At 71.3% G+C, this 22,327-nt stretch carries 19 protein-coding genes; 9 read left to right on the top strand and 10 right to left on the bottom strand.

Annotated elements, in window-relative coordinates; genetic code table 11:
- Positions 1–95 precede the first annotated feature (95 nt).
- Positions 96–512, bottom strand: coding sequence for an SsgA family sporulation/cell division regulator (locus tag JIW86_RS09685; protein WP_215142119.1), 417 nt, complete (start codon positions 510–512; stop codon positions 96–98).
- A gap of 178 nt (positions 513–690) precedes the next feature.
- Complete coding sequence (locus tag JIW86_RS09680; protein ID WP_257553386.1) at positions 691–1,113, bottom strand: (4Fe-4S)-binding protein; 423 nt, start codon at positions 1,111–1,113, stop codon at positions 691–693.
- 74 nt (positions 1,114–1,187) lie between these two features.
- Between JIW86_RS09680 and JIW86_RS09675 the strand changes: the two genes are divergently transcribed.
- The gene (locus JIW86_RS09675) at positions 1,188–2,270 is read left to right on the top strand and encodes a WD40/YVTN/BNR-like repeat-containing protein (RefSeq protein WP_416237544.1); all 1,083 of its coding nucleotides are present in this window, start codon (positions 1,188–1,190) and stop codon (positions 2,268–2,270) included.
- A 73-nt stretch (positions 2,271–2,343) separates the two neighbouring features.
- Here the strand turns inward: JIW86_RS09675 and JIW86_RS09670 are convergent, their stop codons facing one another.
- Positions 2,344–2,643, bottom strand: coding sequence for a YciI family protein (locus JIW86_RS09670; RefSeq protein ID WP_215142126.1), 300 nt, complete (start codon positions 2,641–2,643; stop codon positions 2,344–2,346).
- A 26-nt stretch (positions 2,644–2,669) separates the two neighbouring features.
- Here JIW86_RS09670 and JIW86_RS09665 point away from each other — a divergent pair, with 26 nt between their 5' ends.
- Positions 2,670–3,356, top strand: a complete 687-nt coding sequence (locus JIW86_RS09665) for an endonuclease V (protein ID WP_257553385.1) — start codon at positions 2,670–2,672, stop codon at positions 3,354–3,356.
- 7 nt (positions 3,357–3,363) lie between these two features.
- On the opposite strand, the gene JIW86_RS09660 is transcribed toward JIW86_RS09665, so the two are convergent.
- Positions 3,364–4,566 carry a saccharopine dehydrogenase family protein gene (locus JIW86_RS09660; protein ID WP_257553384.1) on the bottom strand — a complete coding sequence of 401 codons (1,203 nt, stop codon included), beginning with the start codon at positions 4,564–4,566 and terminating at the stop codon, positions 3,364–3,366.
- Between the two features lie 117 nt (positions 4,567–4,683).
- Positions 4,684–6,342, bottom strand: coding sequence for a hypothetical protein (locus tag JIW86_RS09655; protein WP_257553383.1), 1,659 nt, complete (start codon positions 6,340–6,342; stop codon positions 4,684–4,686).
- A 121-nt stretch (positions 6,343–6,463) separates the two neighbouring features.
- Between JIW86_RS09655 and JIW86_RS09650 the strand changes: the two genes are divergently transcribed.
- From JIW86_RS09650 to JIW86_RS09625, 6 genes are all read left to right on the top strand, one after another.
- Entirely contained in the window at positions 6,464–6,871 is a 408-nt protein-coding gene (locus JIW86_RS09650) for an MmcQ/YjbR family DNA-binding protein (RefSeq protein ID WP_215142149.1), read from the top strand.
- 94 nt (positions 6,872–6,965) lie between these two features.
- Complete coding sequence (locus JIW86_RS09645) at positions 6,966–8,096, top strand: CaiB/BaiF CoA-transferase family protein (protein ID WP_322975509.1); 1,131 nt, start codon at positions 6,966–6,968, stop codon at positions 8,094–8,096.
- Positions 8,096–9,121: an LLM class F420-dependent oxidoreductase gene (locus tag JIW86_RS09640; RefSeq protein WP_215142137.1), complete on the top strand. Its 1,026-nt coding sequence runs from the start codon at positions 8,096–8,098 to the stop codon at positions 9,119–9,121. Before JIW86_RS09645 ends, JIW86_RS09640 begins: the two co-directional genes overlap by 1 nt.
- Positions 9,122–9,131: 10 nt before the next feature.
- Positions 9,132–10,274: an acyl-CoA dehydrogenase family protein gene (locus JIW86_RS09635; RefSeq protein WP_257553382.1), complete on the top strand. Its 1,143-nt coding sequence runs from the start codon at positions 9,132–9,134 to the stop codon at positions 10,272–10,274.
- A gap of 28 nt (positions 10,275–10,302) precedes the next feature.
- Positions 10,303–11,517 carry an acetyl-CoA C-acetyltransferase gene (locus JIW86_RS09630; protein WP_257553381.1) on the top strand — a complete coding sequence of 405 codons (1,215 nt, stop codon included), beginning with the start codon at positions 10,303–10,305 and terminating at the stop codon, positions 11,515–11,517.
- Between the two features lie 45 nt (positions 11,518–11,562).
- Positions 11,563–13,734 carry a 3-hydroxyacyl-CoA dehydrogenase NAD-binding domain-containing protein gene (locus tag JIW86_RS09625; RefSeq protein ID WP_257553380.1) on the top strand — a complete coding sequence of 724 codons (2,172 nt, stop codon included), beginning with the start codon at positions 11,563–11,565 and terminating at the stop codon, positions 13,732–13,734.
- 63 nt (positions 13,735–13,797) lie between these two features.
- Here JIW86_RS09625 and JIW86_RS09620 read toward each other — a convergent pair whose 3' ends face one another.
- From JIW86_RS09620 to JIW86_RS09605, 4 genes are all read right to left on the bottom strand, one after another.
- The gene (locus tag JIW86_RS09620; RefSeq protein ID WP_257553379.1) at positions 13,798–14,769 is read right to left on the bottom strand and encodes an antibiotic biosynthesis monooxygenase; all 972 of its coding nucleotides are present in this window, start codon (positions 14,767–14,769) and stop codon (positions 13,798–13,800) included.
- Complete coding sequence (locus JIW86_RS09615) at positions 14,766–17,492, bottom strand: molybdopterin-dependent oxidoreductase (protein WP_257553378.1); 2,727 nt, start codon at positions 17,490–17,492, stop codon at positions 14,766–14,768. The genes JIW86_RS09620 and JIW86_RS09615 overlap by 4 nt, the downstream gene beginning before the upstream one ends.
- The gene (locus JIW86_RS09610; protein WP_257553377.1) at positions 17,489–18,316 is read right to left on the bottom strand and encodes an FAD binding domain-containing protein; all 828 of its coding nucleotides are present in this window, start codon (positions 18,314–18,316) and stop codon (positions 17,489–17,491) included. The genes JIW86_RS09615 and JIW86_RS09610 overlap by 4 nt, the downstream gene beginning before the upstream one ends.
- A gap of 176 nt (positions 18,317–18,492) precedes the next feature.
- Positions 18,493–19,233, bottom strand: a complete 741-nt coding sequence (locus tag JIW86_RS09605) for a MerR family transcriptional regulator (protein ID WP_257553376.1) — start codon at positions 19,231–19,233, stop codon at positions 18,493–18,495.
- Positions 19,234–19,318: 85 nt separating this feature from the next.
- Between JIW86_RS09605 and JIW86_RS09600 the strand changes: the two genes are divergently transcribed.
- Complete coding sequence (locus JIW86_RS09600) at positions 19,319–21,148, top strand: AMP-dependent synthetase/ligase (protein WP_257553375.1); 1,830 nt, start codon at positions 19,319–19,321, stop codon at positions 21,146–21,148.
- Between the two features lie 65 nt (positions 21,149–21,213).
- Here the strand turns inward: JIW86_RS09600 and sph are convergent, their stop codons facing one another.
- Positions 21,214–22,218 (bottom strand): sphingomyelin phosphodiesterase, encoded by a 1,005-nt coding sequence (gene sph, locus JIW86_RS09595; protein ID WP_257553374.1) that lies wholly within the window; start codon positions 22,216–22,218, stop codon positions 21,214–21,216.
- Positions 22,219–22,327 lie beyond the last annotated feature (109 nt).

Raw genomic sequence — 22,327 nt, 5'->3', positions numbered from 1 at the left:
GACGAGCAATGTCCTGCTCCGTTTCGACGGCGATGGGTCTCCACGAAGCTACGGGCGGCCGAAGCCGCCCGCAAACGAATTAAGCGAGGGGCGCCTCAGCAGGTGTCGCGCATCAGCTCGGCCAGGCTGTGGTCCATGTCGAGGTAGAGGTGCTCCAGGCCGGGCGGCACCACGGTCGAGGCCCGCTCCAGGAACCGGTGCAGCTCGGCCGTCAGCATCAGGATGATCGCCACGCCCTCGGGCGCGTGGAACTCGACGGTGGTGCGGTCCACGTCGTACGGGCGCACGCGCACGTCGCCGCAGCCGGACGGGCGGTCCAGTCCGGACTCCAGCAGCTCGCGCGAGAAGGTCCAGGAGACCTCGATGCCCTCCAGGGTGGCCGGGGCGGGGAAGGCCATGCGCACGGCGAACGGATCCGCACGGTCGTAGCAGAGTGTGACGGGAACGGTCTCGACCTTCGGCGCGGTGGCGACCAGACGGGCCTGTACGGCCTGCTCGATGACAGTGATCACGGCTCACTCCCTTGCGGCGGATCTGCTGCCGGGCTGTGGGGTGGAACCCGGCAACCCGATAGACGCCGGAATCGGCAAATCCGTGCATGGAAGCTGACGTGAGCTGTGTCACCGATTGGCCGGAACCTGCCTGTGTGATCGCACAGAGTGACCGTCGAGGAGGTGCGGCACAGGAAGATCAGTCGGAGCCGCAGGCTCCGGAGAGGTCACAGAAGGGCTGGTTACCGCTCACTCCACAGGCGCAAAGCATGGCCCGGGTCTCCCTGCGGACCGTCCCGTCCGGGGTCGTCACGCTGAGTTCACCACGCAGCACGAGCCGTCCGGCCGGATCGCGTACGACGGTGGTCGGCCGGTCCGGCTCCTCGGCCGGGCCGTCGGCGAGCCGGTACTGGAGCGCCCCCGACGGGCAGCGCCGGATCACCTCGGCGACCCGCTCGGGACCGGCGCCGTCCGGCCGCACCCAGGGGCGCTGCCCCGAGTCGAACACCTCGGACAGCCCGCGCACGCACTCGGCGGCGTGCAGGCACCGCCCGGTCTCGTAGGTGACGGTGACGAGCTTGCCCTCGTAGGCCTTGGGTTCCCTGGGTTCCTTGGATGGCATGGGCCCACCCTAGGAACGCGCGGGCGCCGACGCACCCTGGACGGGGAATCGGGCGTGCGTTAGCTTCCGGCGCCATGAGACTTCTGGGAGTTGGCATGTGCGCGGCGGCCCTGACGGTGGGCTTACTGGCCGCGCCCGCTCAGGCCTCCGCCGCCGGAGAGCAGGCGGAACTGCGCGGCGCGGCCTGGGCGCTGAAGGACACCGGCAAGGAGGTCCGCTTCCGCGGGCTGGCGGCGGTCAGCCGGACCACGGCCTGGGCCGCCGGTTCCAAGGGCACCGTCCTGCGCACGGTGGACGGCGGCCGCAGCTGGCAGGACGTCTCGCCGCCGGGCGCGGTCGCGGAAGGGCTGGAGCTGCGCGATGTCGAGGCCTTCGACGCCCGGCGCGCGGTGGCCCTGTCGATCGGCGAGGGCGAGGCCTCCCGGGTACTGCGCACCGAGGACGGCGGGGCCACCTGGACCGAGACCTTCCGCAACCCCGACCCGCGCGCCTTCTACGACTGCCTCACCTTCTTCGACTCCCGGCACGGGCTGGCGATGAGCGACCCGGTGGACGGCAGGTTCCGGATCCTGTCCACGGACGACGGCGGGCGGAGCTGGCGGGTCCTGCCGGACACCGGAATGCCGCAGGCGCTGCCCGGCGAGGCGGGCTTCGCGGCGAGCGGCCAGTGCCTGGTCAGCGCCGGCCCGCGCGATGTCTGGCTGGCCACGGGCGGCGGGGCGACCGCGCGGGTGCTGCACTCCGCGGACCGCGGCCTGACCTGGCGGGCCGCCGAATCCACCGTCCCGGCGGGCGACCCGGCGCGAGGCGTCTTCGCCCTCGCCTTCCGGGACCGTACGAGGGGCCTCGCGGTCGGCGGCGACTACCGCACCGGGCAGGCGTCCCCGCAGGCCGGGGCCGTCTCCTCCGACGGCGGGCGCAGCTGGCGCCAGGCGGCCGCCCCGCCGCCGGCCTACCGCTCCGGCGCGGCCTGGTACCCGTACAGCCGTGGCACGGCACTGGCGGTGGGTCCGACGGGCACCGACGTGACGGTGGACGGCGGCCGCAGCTGGCGGCCGCTGGACTCCGGGTCCTTCGACACGGTCGACTGCGCCCCGGACACCGGCTGCTGGGCATCGGGGGAGAAGGGCCGCGTGGCCCGGCTGGAACGCCGCTGACCACGGCACAACGGTGATCCACGGGCTGCCTCGCCGGTCACGGCGCCGTCGAGGCGGCCCCGTCGGCCGACTGCTATGCCACCGGGTTCTCGCGGACCGTCGCGAGGTCGGCCGAGGTCTTCGTGGCGATGAACTCCGTGATGCGGTAGGCGCAGACGCCCGCCACCGTGAAGGGGTCCTCGGCCGCGATCTTCTCGACCTCCGCGCGGGACACCCCGCCGGCCAGGATCACACCCCCGTCGCGCGGGACCTTGCGGCCCGACGCGAGGAACACTCCGGCGGCGTAGTGGCCGTCCAGCCAGGCGATGTGCGCGTCCATGTGGTCTTCGACGGCTTCGACGGGCGCGATGTAGGTGAGCTCCATGACGAACATGATCGCCAGGCTACTCTCGCTCCATCATGACGAGTACGAAGACCCCCGCCGACGAGGCCGAGGCCCGGGCGATACAGGATGAACTGCGCCATCAGGTGGTGCTCACCGAGCCCGGCCCGCCGCCCGGCCGCGGACTGGTCGCGGGAGTGGACGTCGCCTACGACGACGAGCGCGACCTGGTCGCCGCCGCGGCCGTGGTGCTCGACGCCGCCACCCTCGAGGTCGTCGAGGAAGCCACCGCCGTCGGGCACGTCAGCTTCCCCTACGTGCCCGGGCTGCTCGCCTTCCGCGAGCTGCCGACCGTACTGGCCGCCCTCGACTCGCTGACCGCCTCGCCCGGCCTCGTCGTCTGCGACGGCTACGGGCTCGCCCACCCCCGCGGCTTCGGCCTCGCCTGCCACCTCGGGGTGGTCACCGGGCTTCCGGCCATCGGGGTCGCGAAGAACCCGTTCACCTTCACGTACGGGGAACCGGGCGCCGGGCGCGGCGACTTCGCCCCGCTGGTCGCCGCCGACGGCGCCGAGGTCGGCCGGGCGCTGCGGACCCAGGACGGCATCAAGCCGGTGTTCGTCTCCGTCGGGCACCGCGTCTCGCTGGACAACGCCTGCGCCCAAGCGCTCGCCCTCAGCCCCCGCTTCCGGATCCCCGAGACCACCCGGCACGCGGACTCCCTGTGCCGCCGCGCCCTGCGCGAGGCTGTGGGGTCGGGGTGACTCCCGTTCAGCGCTCGTCCGCCACCCGGAAGGTGATCCCGGCCTTCTGCAGGCGGGCGGTCAGCGCGTCGCCCATGGCGACGGCCGTCGTCAGCTGTCCGGCAGCCTGCGGCAGGGCGTCGTAGGCCAGGCAGAGCGCGGACTCCGCCAGCATCTTCGCCGTCTCCCCGTACCCCGGGTCGCCGCCCGACACCTCGGTGAGCACGCGCCGGCCGCCGCCCTCGCCCACGAACCGCACCGTGAACCAGCTGCGCGCCCGCCGCTCCGCGTCCGGTCCCCGGCCCGGCTCCCAGCGGTTCATCAGCCACCGCCGGGCCGCCGGGACCTGGGCCAGCGCCGCCGTCGCGCCCAGCGCCGCCGTACCGCCCACCGCGACCGGGAGGTGCTTGACCGAGGCGTAGTGCCGGTAGCGGAAGTCCGGGCCGTAGCGCTCCAGCGCCGCCGCCGACCGGGCCACGATCCGCGGGTCCAGCGTGGGCAGCGGCAGCGCCCAGGTGCCGGTCTCCCGGCTGAACCGCGGCGGCCCCACCGGCCCCCGCGCCCGCCGCCCCAGCAGCCGGGGCTCGTGCAGCCGGCGGTCGCGCGCCGCGGCCAGGGTCTGCGGGCCGCGGCCCAGCGCGGTCAGCGCCGAGGCCAGGGTGCCGCCGGAGAACAGGGCGTTGGAGCGCATGAACCCGTCGACCCGCAGCGGGACACCCTCCGGCAGCCGGCCGACCGTGAAGTACGCCCCGAGGTCGGCCGGGATCGAGTCGAAGCCGCAGGCGTGCACGATCCGCGCCCCGGTCTCCCGGGCCCGCGCGTCGTGCTCGACGTACATCCGGTCCACGAACTCCGGCTCGCCGGTGAGGTCCAGGTAGTCCGTGCCCGCCTCGGCGCAGGCGGCGACCAGCTCCGCGCCGTACCAGACGTACGGGCCCACGGTGGTGGCCAGCACCCGGGTGGACGCGGCCAGTTCGCGCACCGCGCCGGGGTCCGAGGCGTCGGCCCGCAGCAGCGGGAGCCCGGCGCAGGCGGGGTCGATCGCGGCCAGCCGCTCGCGCAGCCGTTCCAGCTTCGCGAGGTCACGGCCCGCGAGGGCCCAGCGGCAGCCGGCGGGGGCGTGCGCGGCGAGGTACTCGGCGGTCAGCGCCCCCACGAACCCGGTGGCGCCGAAGAGCACGAGGTCGTGGGCCCGCTCCTCCGGTTGGTCCTGCGGAACCTGTGCGTTCATGACCGCTCCTCCCAGCTGGTGTCGGGGGCGAGGCTAGCGTGCGGGTGGAACGGGCAGCGCCCCGGGGACGGCCTGGACAGCCGTTCCCGGGGCGCTGGATCCGCCGCTGCCGGTGGATCAGTCCTTGTCGTAGTAGCCGAACATGTCGACGACCAGGTCGATGTCCTCGTCCGACTGGTTGAAGAAGTCGATGATGCCGGTGTAGCCCGTGCTCGCCTGCACCAGGTTCGGGACGGTCTTGCCCGCGGTGAAGTTGAGGGTGGACGAGTTGGGCGCGGCAGGCCAGGTCCACGAGCCGTTGTCGTACTGCCAGCGGTAGTTCGGGTCGGGTGCGACCGAGACGAAGCCGGGTCCCGCCGTGTTGGTGGCGGTGGTGTTCAGCACGTAGCCGGTGCGGTTGGGCGCCTTGGAGGCGAAGTCGATCGGGATGAAGTCGCGGGCCCACAGGGGCGTGTTCTGGATGGGGTCGTTGGGGTCCCGGGTGTCGAACACGCGGGTCGGCTTGAGGCGCAGGTACGCGCCCTCGCTCGCCAGGCTGTAGTAGCCGACGACGTCGACGATCACGTCGGTCCCGGCCCAGGCGCCGTTGCGGATGTTGATCTTGCCGTCGGCGCCGACCGGGACGATCACGGAGTTGGCGACGGTCTGTCCGGCGGTGAAGTTCACGTTGGAGGCGCTCGGCGCCGACTGGCCGCTCGGGTAGGCGGTCAGGTGACCGGCCTCGCGCGGGTTGGTGACGGTCACGTTGAGCGCCACGGCGGTGACGCCGGCGGGCACGCCGCGGCTGTTGCCGATCTGCAGGCCGAAGGACGACTGCCCGGCGAGCTGGCCCCGGGCGGTGCCGGTGCCGTCGCGGGTGTCGGCGAAGCGGACCGGGGCGATCGGGGTGTAGCCGCTGGAGGCGGCCTTGGTGTAGTAGCCGGTGACGTCGGCGATCAGGTCGATCGACTCCCAGCCGCCGTTGTACAGCTCCACGTAGCCGTCCGCGCCGACCGGCACGACCGACAGGTTCGGCACGGTCTGGCCGGGGGCGAAGTTGACGTTCGAGGTGATCGGACGCTCCGCGCCCGAGGGGAACGCCGTGACGTGGCCGCCGCTGGTGGCGTTGGTGACCGTGAGGTTCAGGACCACGGCCGTGACGCCCGCCGGGATCGAGCCGTTGCCGGCGATCTGCACGCGGGCCGTGGTGTACGGGGCGACCTTGGCCTTGGCGCCGCCGATGCCGCTGCGGGTGTCCAGCAGACGGGTGGGGCCGTACGGGGTGAAGTCCGAGCCCGCGGTGAGGATCTCGACCGAGTTGGTGACGGAGGTGCCGTCGGCGCGGTCCGTCGCGGTGACCGTGATGGTGTAGGTGCCCAGTTCCGCGTAGTTGTGCGCGGTGGTCATCGTCGTGCTGCCGTAGGCGGTCTCGTTGCTCGTCGTGTTGTCGCCCCAGTTGATGACGGCGTCGACGTACCGGTTCGGATCGCTGGTGATGGTGGTGTCCAGCTCCAGCGAGTGGGCGGACACGTTGTAGGCCGCCAGGCCGACCGCGAGGTTCGGGTTGGCGACCGCCGACTGCGCGGTGGCCTTGTCGCCGGCGGACGCGCGGACCGAGCGCTCGGCGGAGCTCTTGAAGGTCTTGAAGTTCTCCGCCGCGGCCTTCTTCAGGTCCACGTCGGGTGCGGATATGCCCTTCTTGCCCGGCGTGACCGGATCCGCCTGGGCCGCCCCCGGTATGAGACCCATGCTCGCGGCCACGACGGCAGCGGAAATTACGAGTCGGCGATTGCGCACCGGCCCCCCCATTTTTGTTTTTGAACAAGCTCAGGTTTGAAGCGTGCTCAGAGTACATAGCCGCCAGCCGCGCCGCGAGGACTTTGATCAGCGGGTGGGGGCTAGCGTGAAGGCCGGCTCGATGTGGGAGGCGTTGATGAAGGCTGCGGTGCGCAAGTGGGAGGCGGTGCGGGAATTCGCCCGGGGGCTTCCGGAGGCCGTGGAGGAGTATCCGTGGGGTCCCGAGGACTGCGTGGTGAAGGTCAACAAGAAGATCTTCGTCTTCCTGGGAAACGCCGACGGTCCGCAGCCGCCCGGCCTGTCCGTCAAGCTCAAGGACGAGGCGCTGCACGGGCACGCGATGGCCGCGCCCGGCGCCGAGCCCTCAGGCTACGGCCTGGGCCGCTCCGGCTGGGTCTCCGTACCGCTGGGGGAGAAGGGGGCGCCCTCCGCGCTGGTGCTGTGCGAGTGGGTGGAGGAGAGCTACCGCACCGTGGCCCTCAAGCGGCACGTCAAGGAGCTGGACGCCCGGATCGAGGCAAATGGCTAAGCGCTTGCTCTTGTGCTGAGTGGAACGCGTTCCTAGCATCGCTGGTGTTACATCAGTTGTGTCACACCGTGCGGCTACGAATGCTGGGGGCTCGATGGCAGTGACAGGGACCGGCCCGCTCGCCGGGGTGCGCGTCGTCGAACTGGCGGGCATCGGCCCCGGCCCGTTCGCCGCCATGCTCCTCGCCGACCTGGGCGCGGACGTCGTGCGCGTGGACCGGCCGGGCGGCGGCGGGCTCGCGGTCAACCCCGTCTACGACCTGACCAACCGCAACAAGCGCTCCGTCCTGGTCGACCTCAAGTCCGCCGAGGGCCCCGCCCGCGTCCTGGACCTCGTCGAGCGCGCCGACGTCCTGATCGAGGGCTTCCGCCCCGGGGTCGCCGAGCGGCTCGGCGTCGGACCGGCCGACTGCCACGCCCGCAACCCGAAGCTGGTCTACGGCCGGATGACGGGCTGGGGCCAGGAAGGCCCCCTCGCCCACACCGCCGGGCACGACATCGCGTACATCGCGGTCACCGGCGCCCTGGGCATGATCGGCAACCCTGACGAGCCGCCGGCCGTCCCCGCCAACCTGGTGGGCGACTACGCGGGCGGCTCGCTCTACCTCGTCATCGGCGTCCTCGCCGCGCTCCAGCACGCCCGGACCCCCGGCGGCGGGGGCCAGGTCGTGGACGCGGCCATCGTCGACGGCACCGCGCACCTCACCGCCATGATCCACGGGATGGTGGCGGCGGGCGGCTGGCAGGACCGGCGCGGGGCCAACCTGCTCGACGGCGGCTGTCCCTTCTACGGGACCTACGAGACCTCCGACGGCCAGTACATGGCGGTCGGCGCCCTGGAGCAGCAGTTCTACGACACCTTCGTGGAGCTGCTCGGCATCGCGGAGCAGGCCCCGGCGCGCAAGGACCTCGCCCGCTGGGGCGAGCTGCGGGGCGCCGTCGCCGCCCGCTTCAAGTCCCGTACCCGCGAGGAGTGGACGGCGGTCTTCGAGGGCACCGACGCCTGCGTGGCGCCGGTGCTGTCGCTGCGGGAGGCCCCGCACCACCCGCACCTCGTGGCCCGCGGGACCTTCACCGACTTCGGCGGGATCACCCAGCCCGCCCCGGCGCCGCGCTTCTCGGCGACGCCTGCCGCGGTCACGAGCGGCCCCGCGCAGCCGGGCGCGGACACCGAATCCGTGGCCCGTGACTGGGACGTACCGGGCCTGACCGGGAAGGGCGCCTGATGGAACTGTCGATGATGCTCGACTACGCGGGGGATCCTCGCCGGGCGGCGGACGAGGCGGCGGCGCTGGAGTCGGCCGGGCTCGACGCCGTATGGGTCGCCGAGGCGTGGGGCTTCGACTCCCCGACGATCATGGGCTACCTCGCCGCCCGCACCGAGCGGCTGAAGATCGGCTCGGCCATCCTCAACGTCTACTCGCGCACTCCCGGCCTCATCGCCCAGACGGCCGCCGGCCTGGACGCGGTCTCCGGCGGCCGGGCGCTGCTCGGCCTCGGCGCCTCCGGCCCGCAGGTGGTGGAGGGCTGGCACGGGAAGCCGTACGACAAGCCGCTCGGCCGGACCCGCGAGACGGTCGAGCTGTGCCGCCGCATCTGGCGCCGCGAGACCATCGACCACCACGGCATCACCGACATGCCGCTGCCGCCCGAGAAGGGCGGCCGGCACGGCAAGCCGCTGAAGATCCTCACCCGGCCGGTCCGTGACGCCATCCCCGTGTACATCGCCTCGCTCGGCCCGGCCAACGTACGGCTGACGGCCGAGATCGCCGACGGCTGGCTGCCCACCCTCTTCATCCCCGAGAAGGCCCGAGCGGTGTGGGGAGCTCCGCTAGCGGAGGGCGCGGCCAAGAGGTCGCCGGAGCTCGGCCCGCTCCAGACCGTGGCGGGCGGCCTGCTCGCCATCGGCGAGGACGCGGCCGCCGTACGGGACCTGGCGCGCCCGCAGATCGCCCTGTACGTCGGCGGCATGGGCGCGGTCGGCAAGAACTTCTACAACGACCTCGCCGTGGCCTACGGCTACGAGGAGGAGGCCCGGAAGATCCAGGAGCTCTACCTCTCCGGCCGCAAGCGCGACGCGGCGGCCGCCGTCCCGGACGAGTTCTGCGAGCTGATGACGCTGTGCGGGCCGGCGGGCTACGTACGCGAGCGTGTCGAGGCCTTCCGCGAGGCGGGCGTCACGATGCTCAACGTCACACCGGTCGGCCCCGAGCCGGCCCGGCTGATCGAAACCGTCAAGAACTGGCTTTAAGGAGCCCCCGATGCAACGCCGGATCTTCGACGCCGACCACGAGGCGTTCCGCGAGACCGTCCGCACCTTCCTCACCAAGGAGGTGCTGCCGCACTACGAGCAGTGGGAGAAGGACGGCATCGTCAGCCGCGAGGCCTGGCGGGCCGCGGGCCGCCAGGGGCTGCTGGGCCTCGCCGTCCCGGAGGAGTACGGGGGCGGCGGGAACACCGACTTCCGCTACGCGGCCGTGATCGCCGAGGAGTTCACCCGGGCGGGCGCCCCCGGGCTCGCCATCGGCCTGCACAACGACATCATCGGGCCCTACCTGACCTCGCTGGCAACCGAGGAGCAGAAGCGCCGCTGGCTGCCGGGGTTCTGCTCCGGGGAGATCATCACCGCCATCGCCATGACCGAGCCGGGCGCGGGCTCCGACCTCCAGGGGATCCGGACCACCGCCGAGGACCGGGGCGACCACTGGGTGCTGAACGGCTCCAAGACCTTCATCTCCAACGGCATCCTCGCCGACCTGGTGATAGTGGTCGCCAAGACCACGCCCGAGGGCGGGGCGCACGGCCTGTCGCTGCTGGTCGTCGAGCGCGGCGCGGAGGGCTTCGAGCGCGGCCGCAACCTCGACAAGATCGGCCAGAAGGCCCAGGACACGGCAGAGCTGTTCTTCCACGACGTGCGCGTCCCCAAGGAGAACCTGCTCGGCGAGCTCAACGGCGCCTTCGTCCACCTGATGACCAACCTCGCGCAGGAGCGGATGGGCATCGCGATGGCCGGCATCGCGGCCGCCGAGTACCTGCTGGAGATCACCACCCAGTACGTCAAGGAGCGCGAGGCCTTCGGCCGGCCGCTGTCGAAGCTCCAGCACATCCGCTTCGAGATCGCGGAGATGGCCACCGAGTGCGCGGTCACCCGTACCTTCCTCGACCGCTGCATCACCGACCACACGAACGGTGAACTGGACCACGTGCACGCCTCGATGGCCAAGTGGTGGGCCACCGAACTGCAGAAGCGCGTCGCCGACCGCTGTCTGCAACTGCACGGCGGATACGGATACATGACCGAATACCGGGTCGCGCGGGCCTTCACCGACGGCCGCATCCAGACCATCTACGGCGGCACGACCGAGATCATGAAAGAGATCATCGGCCGCTCCCTCCTCGGCTAAGACCCAGACCTCCCGAAAGGCTTGACCAGTGAGCACCGAAGCTTACGTATACGACGCGATCCGCACCCCGCGCGGCCGCGGCAAGGCCAACGGCGCCCTGCACGGCACCAAGCCGATCGACCTGGTCGTCGGCCTCATCCACGCCCTGCGCGAGCGCAACCCGGGCCTGGACCCCGCCACCATCGACGACATCGTGCTCGGCGTCGTCGGCCCGGTCGGCGACCAGGGCTCCGACATCGCCCGGATCGCGGCCATCGCCGCCGGACTCCCGGACACCGTGGCAGGCGTACAGGAGAACCGCTTCTGTGCCTCCGGCCTGGAAGCCGTCAACATGGCCGCCGCCAAGGTCCGCTCCGGCTGGGAGGACCTGGTCCTGGCGGGCGGCGTGGAGTCCATGTCCCGCGTCCCGATGGCCTCCGACGGCGGCGCCTGGTTCGCCGACCCGATGACGAACTGGGACACCGGGTTCGTCCCGCAGGGCATCGGCGCCGACCTCATCGCCACCATCGAGGGATTCTCCCGGCGCGACGTCGACGAGTACGCGGCCCTCTCGCAGGAGCGCGCCGCCGAGGCCATCAAGGACGGCCGCTTCGCGGGGTCCGTGGTCCCGGTCACCGACCGCAACGGCCTGGTCGTCCTGGACCAGGAGGAGTTCGTCCGCCCGGGGACCACGGCCGACACCCTCGCCAAGCTCAAGCCCTCCTTCGCCGACATCGGCGAGCTCGGCGGCTTCGACGCCGTCGCGCTGCAGAAGTACCACTGGGTCGAGAAGATCGACCACGTGCACCACGCGGGCAACTCCTCCGGCATCGTCGACGGTGCCTCGCTCGTCGCCATCGGCACCCGCGAGGCGGGGGCGCGAAACGGCCTGCGCCCGCGCGCCCGGATCGTCTCGGCCGCCGTCTCCGGCTCCGAGCCCACCATCATGCTCACGGGCCCCGCCCCGGCCACCCGCAAGGCGCTGGCCAAGGCCGGTCTGACCATCGACGACATCGACCTCATCGAGATGAACGAGGCCTTCGCCGGCGTCGTGCTCCGTTTCGTCAAGGACATGGGCGTCTCCCTCGACAAGGTCAACGTCAACGGCGGCGCCATCGCGCTCGGCCACCCCCTCGGCGCCACCGGCGCGATGCTGCTCGGCACCGTCATCGACGAACTGGAGCGCCAGGACAAGCGCTACGGGCTCGTCACCCTCTGCGTCGGCGGCGGCATGGGCGTCGCCACCATCGTCGAACGCATCTGATCCGTCCTGATCCCTGATCCCACCTCTGACACGGAAGTAGCGAACATGAGCGAGTCCACCACGATCCGCTGGGAACAGGACGAGACCGGCGTCGTCACCCTGGTCCTCGACGACCCCGACCAGTCCGCCAACACGATGAACCAGGCCTTCAAGGACTCCATCGCGGCCGTCGCCGACCGCGCCGAGGCCGAGAAGGACTCCATCCGGGGCATCATCTTCACCTCCGCCAAGAAGACCTTCTTCGCGGGCGGCGACCTCAAGGACATGATCCGACTGCGCCCCGAGCACGCGCAGCTGGCCTTCGACACCGGCACCGAGATCAAGCGCTCGCTGCGCCGCATCGAGACCCTCGGCAAGCCGGTGGTCGCCGCCATCAACGGCGCCGCGCTGGGCGGCGGTTACGAGATCTGCCTCGCCTCCCACCACCGCGTCGCGCTCGACGCCCCCGGCTCCAAGATCGGCCTGCCCGAGGTCACCCTCGGCCTGCTCCCGGCCGGCGGCGGCGTTACCCGTACCGTGCGCCTGATGGGCATCGCCGACGCGCTGCTCAAGGTGCTGCTCCAGGGGACCCAGTACAACCCGCAGCGCGCGCTCGAGAACGGCCTGGTCCACGAACTGGCCGCCACCCCCGAGGAGATGCTCGCCAAGGCCCGCGCCTTCATCGACGCGAACCCCGAGTCGAAGCAGCCCTGGGACGTACCCGGCTACAAGATCCCGGGCGGCACCCCGTCCAACCCGCGGTTCGCCGCGAACCTCCCGGCCTTCCCGGCCAACCTGAAGAAGCAGCTGAACGGGGCCCCGTACCCGGCCCCGCGCAACATCCTGGCCTGCGCCGTCGAGGGCACCCAGGTGGACTTCGAGACCGCGCTGACCATCGAGGCCCGCTACTTCACCGAGCTGGTCACCGGGCAGACCGCCAAGAACATGATCCAGGCGTTCTTCTTCGACCTCCAGGCCGTCAACGCGGGCCGCAGCCGCCCGCAGGGCGTCCAGCCGCGCACGGTCCGCAAGGTCGCCGTCCTCGGCGCGGGCATGATGGGCGCGGGCATCGCGTACTCCTGCGCCCGCGCGGGCATCGAGGTGGTGCTCAAGGACGTCAGCGCCGAGGCCGCCGCCAAGGGCAAGGCGTACTCCGAGAAGCTGCTCGACAAGGCGCTCTCCCGCGGCCGTACGACCGAGGCCCAGCGCGCCGAGCTGCTCGCCCGGATCACCCCGACCGCCGACGCGGCCGACCTGGCGGGCTGTGACGCCGTCATCGAGGCGGTCTTCGAGGACACCGGCCTCAAGCACAAGGTGTTCCAGGAGATCCAGGACGTCATCGAGCCGGACGCGCTGCTCTGCTCCAACACCTCCACGCTGCCGATCTCCGGGCTCGCGGAAGGCGTCAAGCGCCCCGCCGACTTCATCGGCCTGCACTTCTTCTCGCCCGTCGACAAGATGCCGCTGGTCGAGATCATCAAGGGGGAGCGGACCGGTGACGAGGCCATCGCCCGCGCCTTCGACCTGGTCCGCCAGATCAACAAGACCCCGATCGTGGTCAACGACTCGCGCGGGTTCTTCACCTCGCGCGTCATCGGCCAGTTCATCAACGAGGGCGTGGCCATGGTCGGCGAGGGCGTCGAGCCCGCCTCGATCGAGCAGGCCGCAGCCCAGGCCGGCTACCCGGCCAAGGTGCTCTCGCTGATGGACGAGCTCACCCTCACCCTCCCGCGCAAGATCCGCAACGAGACCCGCAAGGCCTTCGAGGCCGAGGGCCGCGCATGGGCCGAGCACCCCGCCGACGGGGTCATCGACCGGATGGTCGACGAGTTCGGCCGCCCGGGCCGCAGCGGCGGGGCCGGCTTCTACGCGTACGACGAGGCGGGCAAGCGCGCCGGCATCTGGCCCGGGCTGCGCGAGCACTTCACCAAGCCGGGGTACGAGATCCCGTTCGAGGACATGAAAGAGCGGATGCTCTTCTCCGAGGCCCTGGACACCGTCCGCTGCCTCGACGAGGGCGTGCTCACCTCCATCGCCGACGCCAACATCGGCTCCATCATGGGCATCGGCTTCCCGGCCTGGACCGGCGGAGTGATCCAGTACATCAACGGCTACGAGGGCGGCCTGCCGGGCTTCGTGGCCCGCGCGCGCGAGCTCGCCACCACGTACGGCGAGCGCTTCACCCCGCCCGCCTCCCTCGTGGAGAAGGCCGAGCGGGGCGAGACGTACAGCGACTAGTGCGGTGACCGGGAAGGCGGGCCGGGTTGCTCCCGGCCCGCCTTCCCGCGCCACGGCGCCGGGTCAGGGCAGCGTCCAGAACACCTCCGTCACGAGGTAGAAGACGATGACCCAGAACACGAGCAGCGCGGTGACGACGGCGCCGCCGACGAGATTGGTCCTGGCGGGGGGTTCGTCCGGTGGGGGCCACAGCCACCGCCTGAGCAGCCGGTTCACGTAGTGGGGCATCGTGAAGAAGCTCATGATGAAGCTCGACAGCAGGTTGCCCACGAGCAGCCCGAACCAGAGCGGCATGCCCAGCGGATGCAGGGCCAGGCTCAGTATCACGACGGTCGGGTAGAGCCCGACCCAGACGGCGATGGCGGTCTTCGTGTCCGAGGGCGGCGGCGCTTCCTTGCCGTTCTCCTCGAAGGCGAACCAACTGCCGAACGAGTTGTCGATCGTGCGCAGTTTGAAGTCGTTGAACTTCTCCCCCTCGGCGAGCATCTCCCGCCGCTTCGCCGACGTCAGCCACGCGTCGAGGTGTTCCGCGTTGTCATAGCGGTACAGGGTGGTCCACTCGTCCTGAATGCCTTCGATGGGGCGGAAGATCTCGGTGCCGCGAAACCCTTCGAACTTGCTCTCCTCCTGGCTCATGTGGCGCTGCCATGCGAGGAAGTCGCCGACGTGGTCAGGGTGGACGCGGTGGGTCACCACCACGGTCACGAGCGGGTCCGTCGGCTGCGTGCCACCGCTGATCACCTGCTGGGTCGCGGGACCGTCGAAGTACGGCTCGCCGGCGTCGAGGAGCCGTTGCCGGGTAGCGCCGTTCATCCAGGCCTGCAGGTGGGCCACCGAGTCGAACCGGTAGACGATCACCCAGTCGGGTTGCACGGCGGTCGGCGGGGACACCTGGACGCCGAGGTGTCCGGCGTACCGGGCGGCAGCGGCGTTGACTTCGTCCTGCCACTTCTCGTACTCCCGGTCCATGCCGGGGCGGACCCGCCGGCCGAGGATGACCGTCGCCGCAGCGTCCGTCTGCCGTTCGGGCGTCATCGTCGCGTGCCCGTCCGCGCCGACTGGCTCTCGACGAGCCGGCCGTAGATCCGTTCCGGAGTGAGGGGCAGCTCGCGGTAGCGGACGCCCGTGGCGTCGCGGAGCGCGTTCGCCAGCGCGGGGGCCACCGGGTTGATGCAGCACTCGGCCATCCCCTTCGACCGCATGGCCCCGACGGAGTCCGACGAGCCCACCAGGAGCACGTCGGTGCGCGGCACGTCGGCGTAGGTGGGGATGCGGTAGTTGCGGAGGTTCGGGTTGGCCATGACGCCGTCCGCGTCGATCTGGAAATTCTCGGTCAGCGCGAAGCCGATGCCCTGGGCGACACCGCCCTCCACCTGTCCCCGCACCTGTTGCGGGTTGATGAGCACACCGGCGTCGGTCGCCTGGACGCTGTACAGGACACGGATCTCACCCGTCACCCGGTGGACCGCGACGCGGAAGCCCTGCGTGTTGGAGGTGACGCTGCGGGGCGAGCCGTACGCCTTGCGGGCGGCCGTGAACCGGATGCCGCGTGCCCGGGCCTCGGTTACCAGCGTGGCCAGCGAGACGCGCTCGTCCCCGCAGACGACGCCGTCGTCGTCCATCGAGCACATCACGACGTGGACGCCCGTGTGCGTGGCGGCGAAGTCCAGGATGCGGTCGCGCACCGCGTTGGCCGCCCGGAGGACCGCGTTGCCCGCCACGAAGAGTCCGGCGCTCGCGAAGGCGCCGGTGTCGAATCCCGTGCGGTCGGTGTCGGACTGCACCAGGCGGATCCGCGACGGTGTCGTACCCAGCTGGTTGGCCGCGATCTGGACGTGCGCGGTCGACGTGCCCTCCCCGAATTCGACGGTGCCGACGGCCAGCTCGTACACGAGGTCGTCGCCGAGCGTGAGCCAGGCCTCGGAGACGTGCTCGGTCGGGGGCGCGGTCTCGTGCATGGAACTGGCGACGCCGACCCCGACGAGCCATCCGGGGCCGGGGGAGGGCTGGTCGGCCGTACGGGCCAGCTCGCCGGCCACGAGGTCGATGCAGTTGCCGAGGCCGTCCTCGTGGAACACCACGTCGTCGGGCCCGTCGTGCAGGGCGACGAGCGGCTCGCCCGGGCGCACGATGTTGCGGCGTCGCAGTTCGAGCGGATCCATGTGCAGGGCGAGGGCCAGTTCGTCCATCGCCGATTCCACGGCGAAGGCCGGCTGGGTCATTCCGTAACCGCGCAGGGCGCCGCTCGGGACGGTGTTCGTGTAGACGGAGAAGGCGTCGTACTTCTTGTTGGGGCAGCGGTAGATCATGACGGCGGAGCCGCCCGCGTACAGGGTCTCGCCGCCGTGGTTGCCGTAGGCGCCCGTGTTGGACACGTTGCGGACCTGGAAGGCGGTGAGCGTGCCGTCGGCCTTCGCGCCGAGCTTGACCGTCAGCTTCATCGGATGCCGGGGCGAAGCCGTGGTGAACTCCTCCTCGCGCGTGTACTCGAAACAGACGGGCCGCCCGGTGTCCAGGGCTGCGAGCGCGGCCAGGTCCTCCGAGATGACCTCCTGCTTGCCGCCGAAACCGCCGCCGACGCGCTTGCAGAACACGCGGAGCTGGTCCGGGCGCAGCGCGAACAGGTAGGCCAGTTTGACCTTCGTGATCGACGGAGACTGCGAACTGGTGCGGACGTTCAGCCGCCCGTCCTCCATCCAGGCGATCGAACCGTGGGTCTCCAGATGCGCGTGCTGTACGCGTGGTGAGAAGTACGTGCCCTCGTGGATCACGTCGGCCGCTGCGAAGCCCGCGTCGACGTCGCCGATGTGCGAGTGGATCTCCAGTAGGAGGTTGTGGACGTAGTCGCGGGCGAACGGGTCCTCAGAGCCGTGCAGTTGCGGTGCCCCGTCGGCCATGGCCTGCTCGGGGTCGAAGACCGCCGGCAGCACCTCGTACTCCACGGCCACTTTCCGGCAGCCCTCCTCGGCCGCCCCGACCGTGTCGGCGAGTACGGCGACGACGCGCTGACCGACGAAGCGGACCGTGTGGTCGAGGATGTAGGTGTCGTCCGGATCGACGAGGTGGTCGGTGTGGATGGCCGTGGTGAAGCGCTTGCGCGGCACGTCCTCCCAGGTGTAGACGCGATGCACACCGGGGACCGCCAGCGCGGCGGTCTTGTCGATCGAGACGATGCGGGCGTGCGCGTGGGGCGAGCGCAGCACTTTGAGGTGCAGCATCCCTTCCATGTGGGTGTCCATCGTGAATTCGGCGCGACCGGTCACCACGTCGTCGGCCGCCGGCGCACCGACGCTCGTTCCGACGGCCCGTCCCGGCGCGGCGCTCTGCACGCCGGCGACGCCCTGCACCGCGTCCTCGATCGCCCGGTAGCCGGTGCAACGGCAGAGATTGCCCTTCAACGCCCGGGGCAGGTCCGCCTTCTGGGCCTCGGTGAACGTCGCCGAAGTCATGATCATCCCTGCGGTGCAGAAACCGCACTGGAATCCCGGGGCATCCCGGAAGCGGCGCTGCGCGGGATGCAGGTCGCCGGGTGATCCGAGACCCTCGATCGTGGTCACCTCATGGCCCTCCGCGCGGAAAGCGGGGGTGACGCAGCTGTGGACCGGAGTGCCGTCCAGCCACACGGTGCACGCGCCGCAGTCGCCCGCGTCGCAGCCCTTCTTGACGCCGAAGTGACCGAGCGCGCGCAGGAAGGTACGCAGGCACTGCCCGGGGTCCGGTTCTTCGTCGAAGCTCCTGCCGTTAACGGTGTAGGTCATGCCGGGCCCCCAGCCATGAGTTCGTGGCGGATCTCTTCGGCGAAGTGCAGGGTGAGGTGGTGACGGTGGTCCGGGGTCCCGTTGGGGTCGGCGAACCAGACGTCGGCAGGAATGACGTTGATGCTCTGCTGCAGGGTGCGGGCATCGGGCACGGTGTCGAAACCGATGCGCACCGGGCGTGTGGTGCCGGCGGTGACGGTGAGCAGCAGGTCGCTCGTTCCCGGCGTTTGCGTACCGACGAGGAAGACCGTCGAACGGCCGAGGCGGGTCAGTGTGAAGAGGCGGTGTGCGGTGCGCTTGCGCAGGGCGCGTGCCGGAATGCGGATGCGCCGCAGCATTTCCCCGGGAGCGAGGATGTTCCGGTTGTTCCCGGTCACGAAGTCGAGGGCGTCGACGGTGCGCACCGACCCGTCGGGAGCCCACAGCTCGTACTCGGCTTCGAGCGCGACCGTCAGCGTGATCATGGGGCCGGCCGGCAGGGACATACAGATGTTTCCGCCTACGGTCGCCGAGTTCCAGACCTTGAACGAGGACAGGAACGCTTCGCAGCTCTGCCTGAAGAGGGGGCCCGCGATCCAGTCGGCCGGCGGTGTGAAGGCGTACAGGTCCCGGATGGTGCACGTGGCGCCGATCTCGAGGCCAGCGTCGCTCGGCACGAGGGGAGCCCAGCCCAGGGCTGTCAGGTCGACCAGGCGGCGCAGGTCCGGCTGCTCGGCGGAGAACAGCCACGTCCCGCCGGCGAGCCAGGCATCGCCCTCGCGCCAGTCGGCGCCCGGCCGGTCGGACGGTCGCCGGACGACTTCGCTGATGGTGTTGAGGTCCATGAAAACACCTGCCCGTTACGTGCAGGGGTGGCCGCCACCTTGAGCGGCAGAATCCGCTGGGGCCGCTGGGGCCGCTGGGGCCGACCCGCTCAGAGCAGGGGCCGGCGGGCGCAAAGACTCCTTTCCAGCGTACTGAGAACGGGCCTGCCCCGCCAAAGCAGGGCTTCGGTCTGCGGCTATGGCCCGCCGGGTGCTTCGCTCGAGACGAACGCCGCCCGCAGTTCCTCCCTTAGCGACCGCTGGAAGGCCGTCACCAGCGCCTGCACCACCATCGGCTGCATGTGCGCGGAGAGCGCCTTCATCGACTCCACCTGCTCCGGGTCGCTCTCGCCCTCCGTGAACGGCCCCCACACCTCGTCCCGGAACAGCGCCGTCAACTCGTGCGCCGCCGACCTGGTGTGCTCCATCAGGACCCGGCGCGCCGCCAGGATCGTCTCGTGCGCGATCGGTACGTCGAGCAGCGCGACCCCCAGCCGCAACAGCCCCACGTCCACCCGGAAACCGTCCCCCGAAGCGGCGCACACGTTCATCGCCGTCAGCCGCCGGACATCACTGTCCGACAGGCTGCGCCCCGCCCGCTTCTCCAGCTCCGCCCGCGAGACATCCTGGGCCGAATCCGGGGCCCAACTGGCCACCAGAGCCCGGTGGATCGCCAGATCGTGCGCGCTCAGGTCGTCGGGCAGCGCGTCCAGATAGCGCTCGATCGCGGACAGCGTCATGCCCTGGTGCTGCAACTCCTCGATCAGGGCCAGCCGCGAGAGGTGCTCCGGGCCGTAGTGCCCCACACGACGGGGGCCGATCACGGGAGGGGGCAAAATCCCGCGCGTGCTGTAGAACCGTACGGTACGGACGGTGACGCCCGCCCTGGCCGCCAGCTCGTCCACGGTGAGCATCGGCTCGGGTGCCTGGTCGGCCATCGTCTGCGCCTCGCTCTCTGCTCCACAGCTTGGGTTCAACAGTATTGCTGTCGCACCAACGATGTGAAACGGCCAGGAGCTGCCCATGACCACGAACCTGCGACTGCCCGGACGACCCGAGGAGCTCACCCTCCCCGCCCTGCTGGCCCGCAACGCCGCCGAATACGGCGAGCTGCCCGCCCTGTCGTGGCGCGCGGGGCCCGAAGCGGCCCCGTGGACGACCCTCACCTGGAGCGAGGTGCGCCGCCAGGTCGCCGTCCTCGCCTCCGGTTACGCCGCGCTCGGCGTCGAGCGCGGCGACCACGTGCTGATGATGATGGGCAACCGCCCCGAGCACTGGCTCAGCGACCTCGCCCTCGTCCACCTCGGCGCCGTCCCCGTCACCGTCTACGGGACCTCCGCGCCCGAGCAGATCGCCCACATCGCCCGCCACAGCCGGGCCAGGGTCGCCGTCGTCGAGGGCGCCCGCGAGCTCGTCCGGTGGGAGCCGCTGCTGGCCGACCCCGGCGTACCGCTGGAACGGCTGGTCGTGGCCGAGGCCGCCCAGGCCGGCACGCACCGCACCTACGGCTCCCTGTACGCGAGCGGCGCCCGGCTGCACCGGGCCGACGCCTTCGAGAAGGCCTGGCAGGAGGCCCGCCCCGAGGACCCGCTGACCGTCGTCTACACCTCCGGCACCACCGGCGACCCCAAGGGCGTCCGCCTCACCCACCGCAACCTCATGCTCCAGGCGGTCCGCCTCGACCGGCACGTGGAGCTGCCCGAGCACGCCGAGCACATCTGCTACCTGCCCTTCGCGCACATCGCGGAGCGGGTCCTGGGCATCTATCTGCCGCTGCTGCGCGCCGCGCACGTACGGCTGTGCGCCGACCCGACCGCCGTATCGGCCGCCGTCCGCGAGCTGCGTCCGGTGCAGTTCTTCGGCGTGCCCCGGGTGTGGGAGAAGCTCGCCGCCTCCGTACGGGCCGTCCTCGCGCAGCTGCCCGAGGAGCAGCGCGGTGCCATTGAGGCGGCCAACGGCCTCGCCCGTGCCCGGGCAGGCCACCGGGAGCGCGGGGAGCTGATACCGGCCGCGCTCGAAGCCTCGTACGCCACGGCGAAGGAGCGGGTGCTCGACCCGCTGCTGGGCCTGGCCGGCCTGGACCGCCTCGTCTGGACGGCCAGCGCCACCGCCCCGATGCCGATCGACGTGGTCCGCTTCTGGGCCGGCTGGGGGATCACCATCATGGACGCCTGGGGCCTCACCGAGACCTCGGGCGTGTGCACGGTCAACAGCCCGGACGGCTTCCGGCTCGGCTCGGTGGGCCGCCCGATCGAGGGGCTGGAGCTGCGGCTCGCCGAGGACGGGGAGATCCTGACCCGCGGCGCGACCGTCTTCGGCGGCTACCTGCGGCCGGACGGCTCGGTGGAGAGCGCGGCGGACGGCGAGGGCTGGTTCCCGACCGGTGACATCGGCCGGCTCGACGAGGACGGCTTCCTCTGGCTGACCGACCGCAAGAAGGAGCTGATCATCACCTCCACGGGCAAGAACGTCTCCCCGGCGCTGGTGGAGAACACCGTCAAGGAGCACCCGCTGATCGGCCAGGCCCTGGTCCACGGCGACGGCCGGTCCTACCTCGTCGCCCTGCTGGTCCTGGACCCGGAGCTGGCCCCGGCCTGGGCCGCGGCCCGGGGCATCGAGGCCGCCTCCCTCGGCGCGCTCGCCGAGGACCCCGCCGTCACGGCGGAGATCGCCCGGGCCGTCGAGGCGGCCAACGCGCGGCTCAACCGGACCGAGCAGATCAAGAGGTACCGGGTGCTCACCGAGGAGTGGGGACCCGAATCGGGAGAGCTCACACCCTCGCTGAAGCTCCGTCGGCGGGTGGTCCGGGAGAAGTACGGCGCGCTGATCGACGGCCTCTACGAGGCCCCCTGAGGCGAACGAGCCCGGTCCGGTGGGCGGCGCGCCGCCCACCGGACCGGGGCTGTGGTCTAGGCGGCCTAGCGCCCGATCAGCGGGTAGTGGTCGGAGAGGTTGGTGTACGTGTAGGAGGTGCCCCAGCTGGAGACCGTCCAGGGCGCCGACTGCTCCTTCACCACGTTGTTCTCCCAGCCCGCCGGACGGGCGTTGCCCTTGCGGTACAGGACGTAGTCCAGGTCCTCGCGCGGGTCGGTCGGGTAGCGGTAGTTCGCTATCGAGTTCAGCGCGGTGTCGAAGGAGTACGGGTGGCCCGTGCGGGTGTCGGAGCCCGCCAGGTCGGCGTTGGCGAGGAGGGCCGCGTACTCCGGCGTGCGCGAGTCGACGTTCAGGTCGCCCGCCACGATCACCTGCTCGCCCGCCGGGATGTTCTTCCCGTCCAGGAAGGCGTCGATCGCCCGGAACTGACGGGCGCGCATGTCCGCCGCCTCGCCCGCACCGCAGCCCGGGTCGGTGGACTGAGCGTGGGTGCCGACCACGTGCACCTTGGCGCCGTTCACGTTCAGCACGGCATAGGCGAAGCCCTTGTTGGACCACCAGTCGGCGCCGCAGGCGTCCTTGAAGACGACCTGCTCCTTGCGGACGATGGGCCACTTGCTCAGGATCGTGACCCCGCCGTCTTCCGGGGTGGTGGAGGAGTACGCGCCGCCGGTGGCGTCCCAGCCGGTCTTGCTGCGGCCGACGACCGGGGTCTGGTACGGGTACTGGGCGGCCGAGTTGGCCTTCAGCGCGTCGGAGGCGCCGTTGTCGAAGGCCTCCTGGAGCACGACCACGTCGTGGCCCTGGTAGAAGGAGGCCTTGGGGATCTCCGCGGCCCGGTGGTCCTGGCCCCAGTTCGGGTACAGGTTCTTGCTCATCAGGAACACGTTGTACGAGAGGACGCTGAGCCGCGGGGCGGCGACGACGGCACTCCCGGCGGAGGGGGCCGCCGTGGCGGCCGGCGCGGTGGTGGCGGCCAGTGCGCCCGCGGCGACCGCCGCGACGGCAGTGGCAGCGGCCCGGTGACGGCGGTGCGAGGTGTGCGGCATGGGGGAACTCCATCGTCCTGTGGGGGAAGATCGGATCGGCTTCGCCATCCAAGCAGCCGCGGTTACCTCTGGGTAACACCCGTGACAAGACTTTCTGTCCGGCCCGGGA

Source organism: Streptomyces sp. NBC_00162 (assembly GCF_024611995.1).
GTDB lineage: Bacteria > Actinomycetota > Actinomycetes > Streptomycetales > Streptomycetaceae > Streptomyces.
This window is presented reverse-complemented; position numbering and strand designations above follow the sequence as displayed.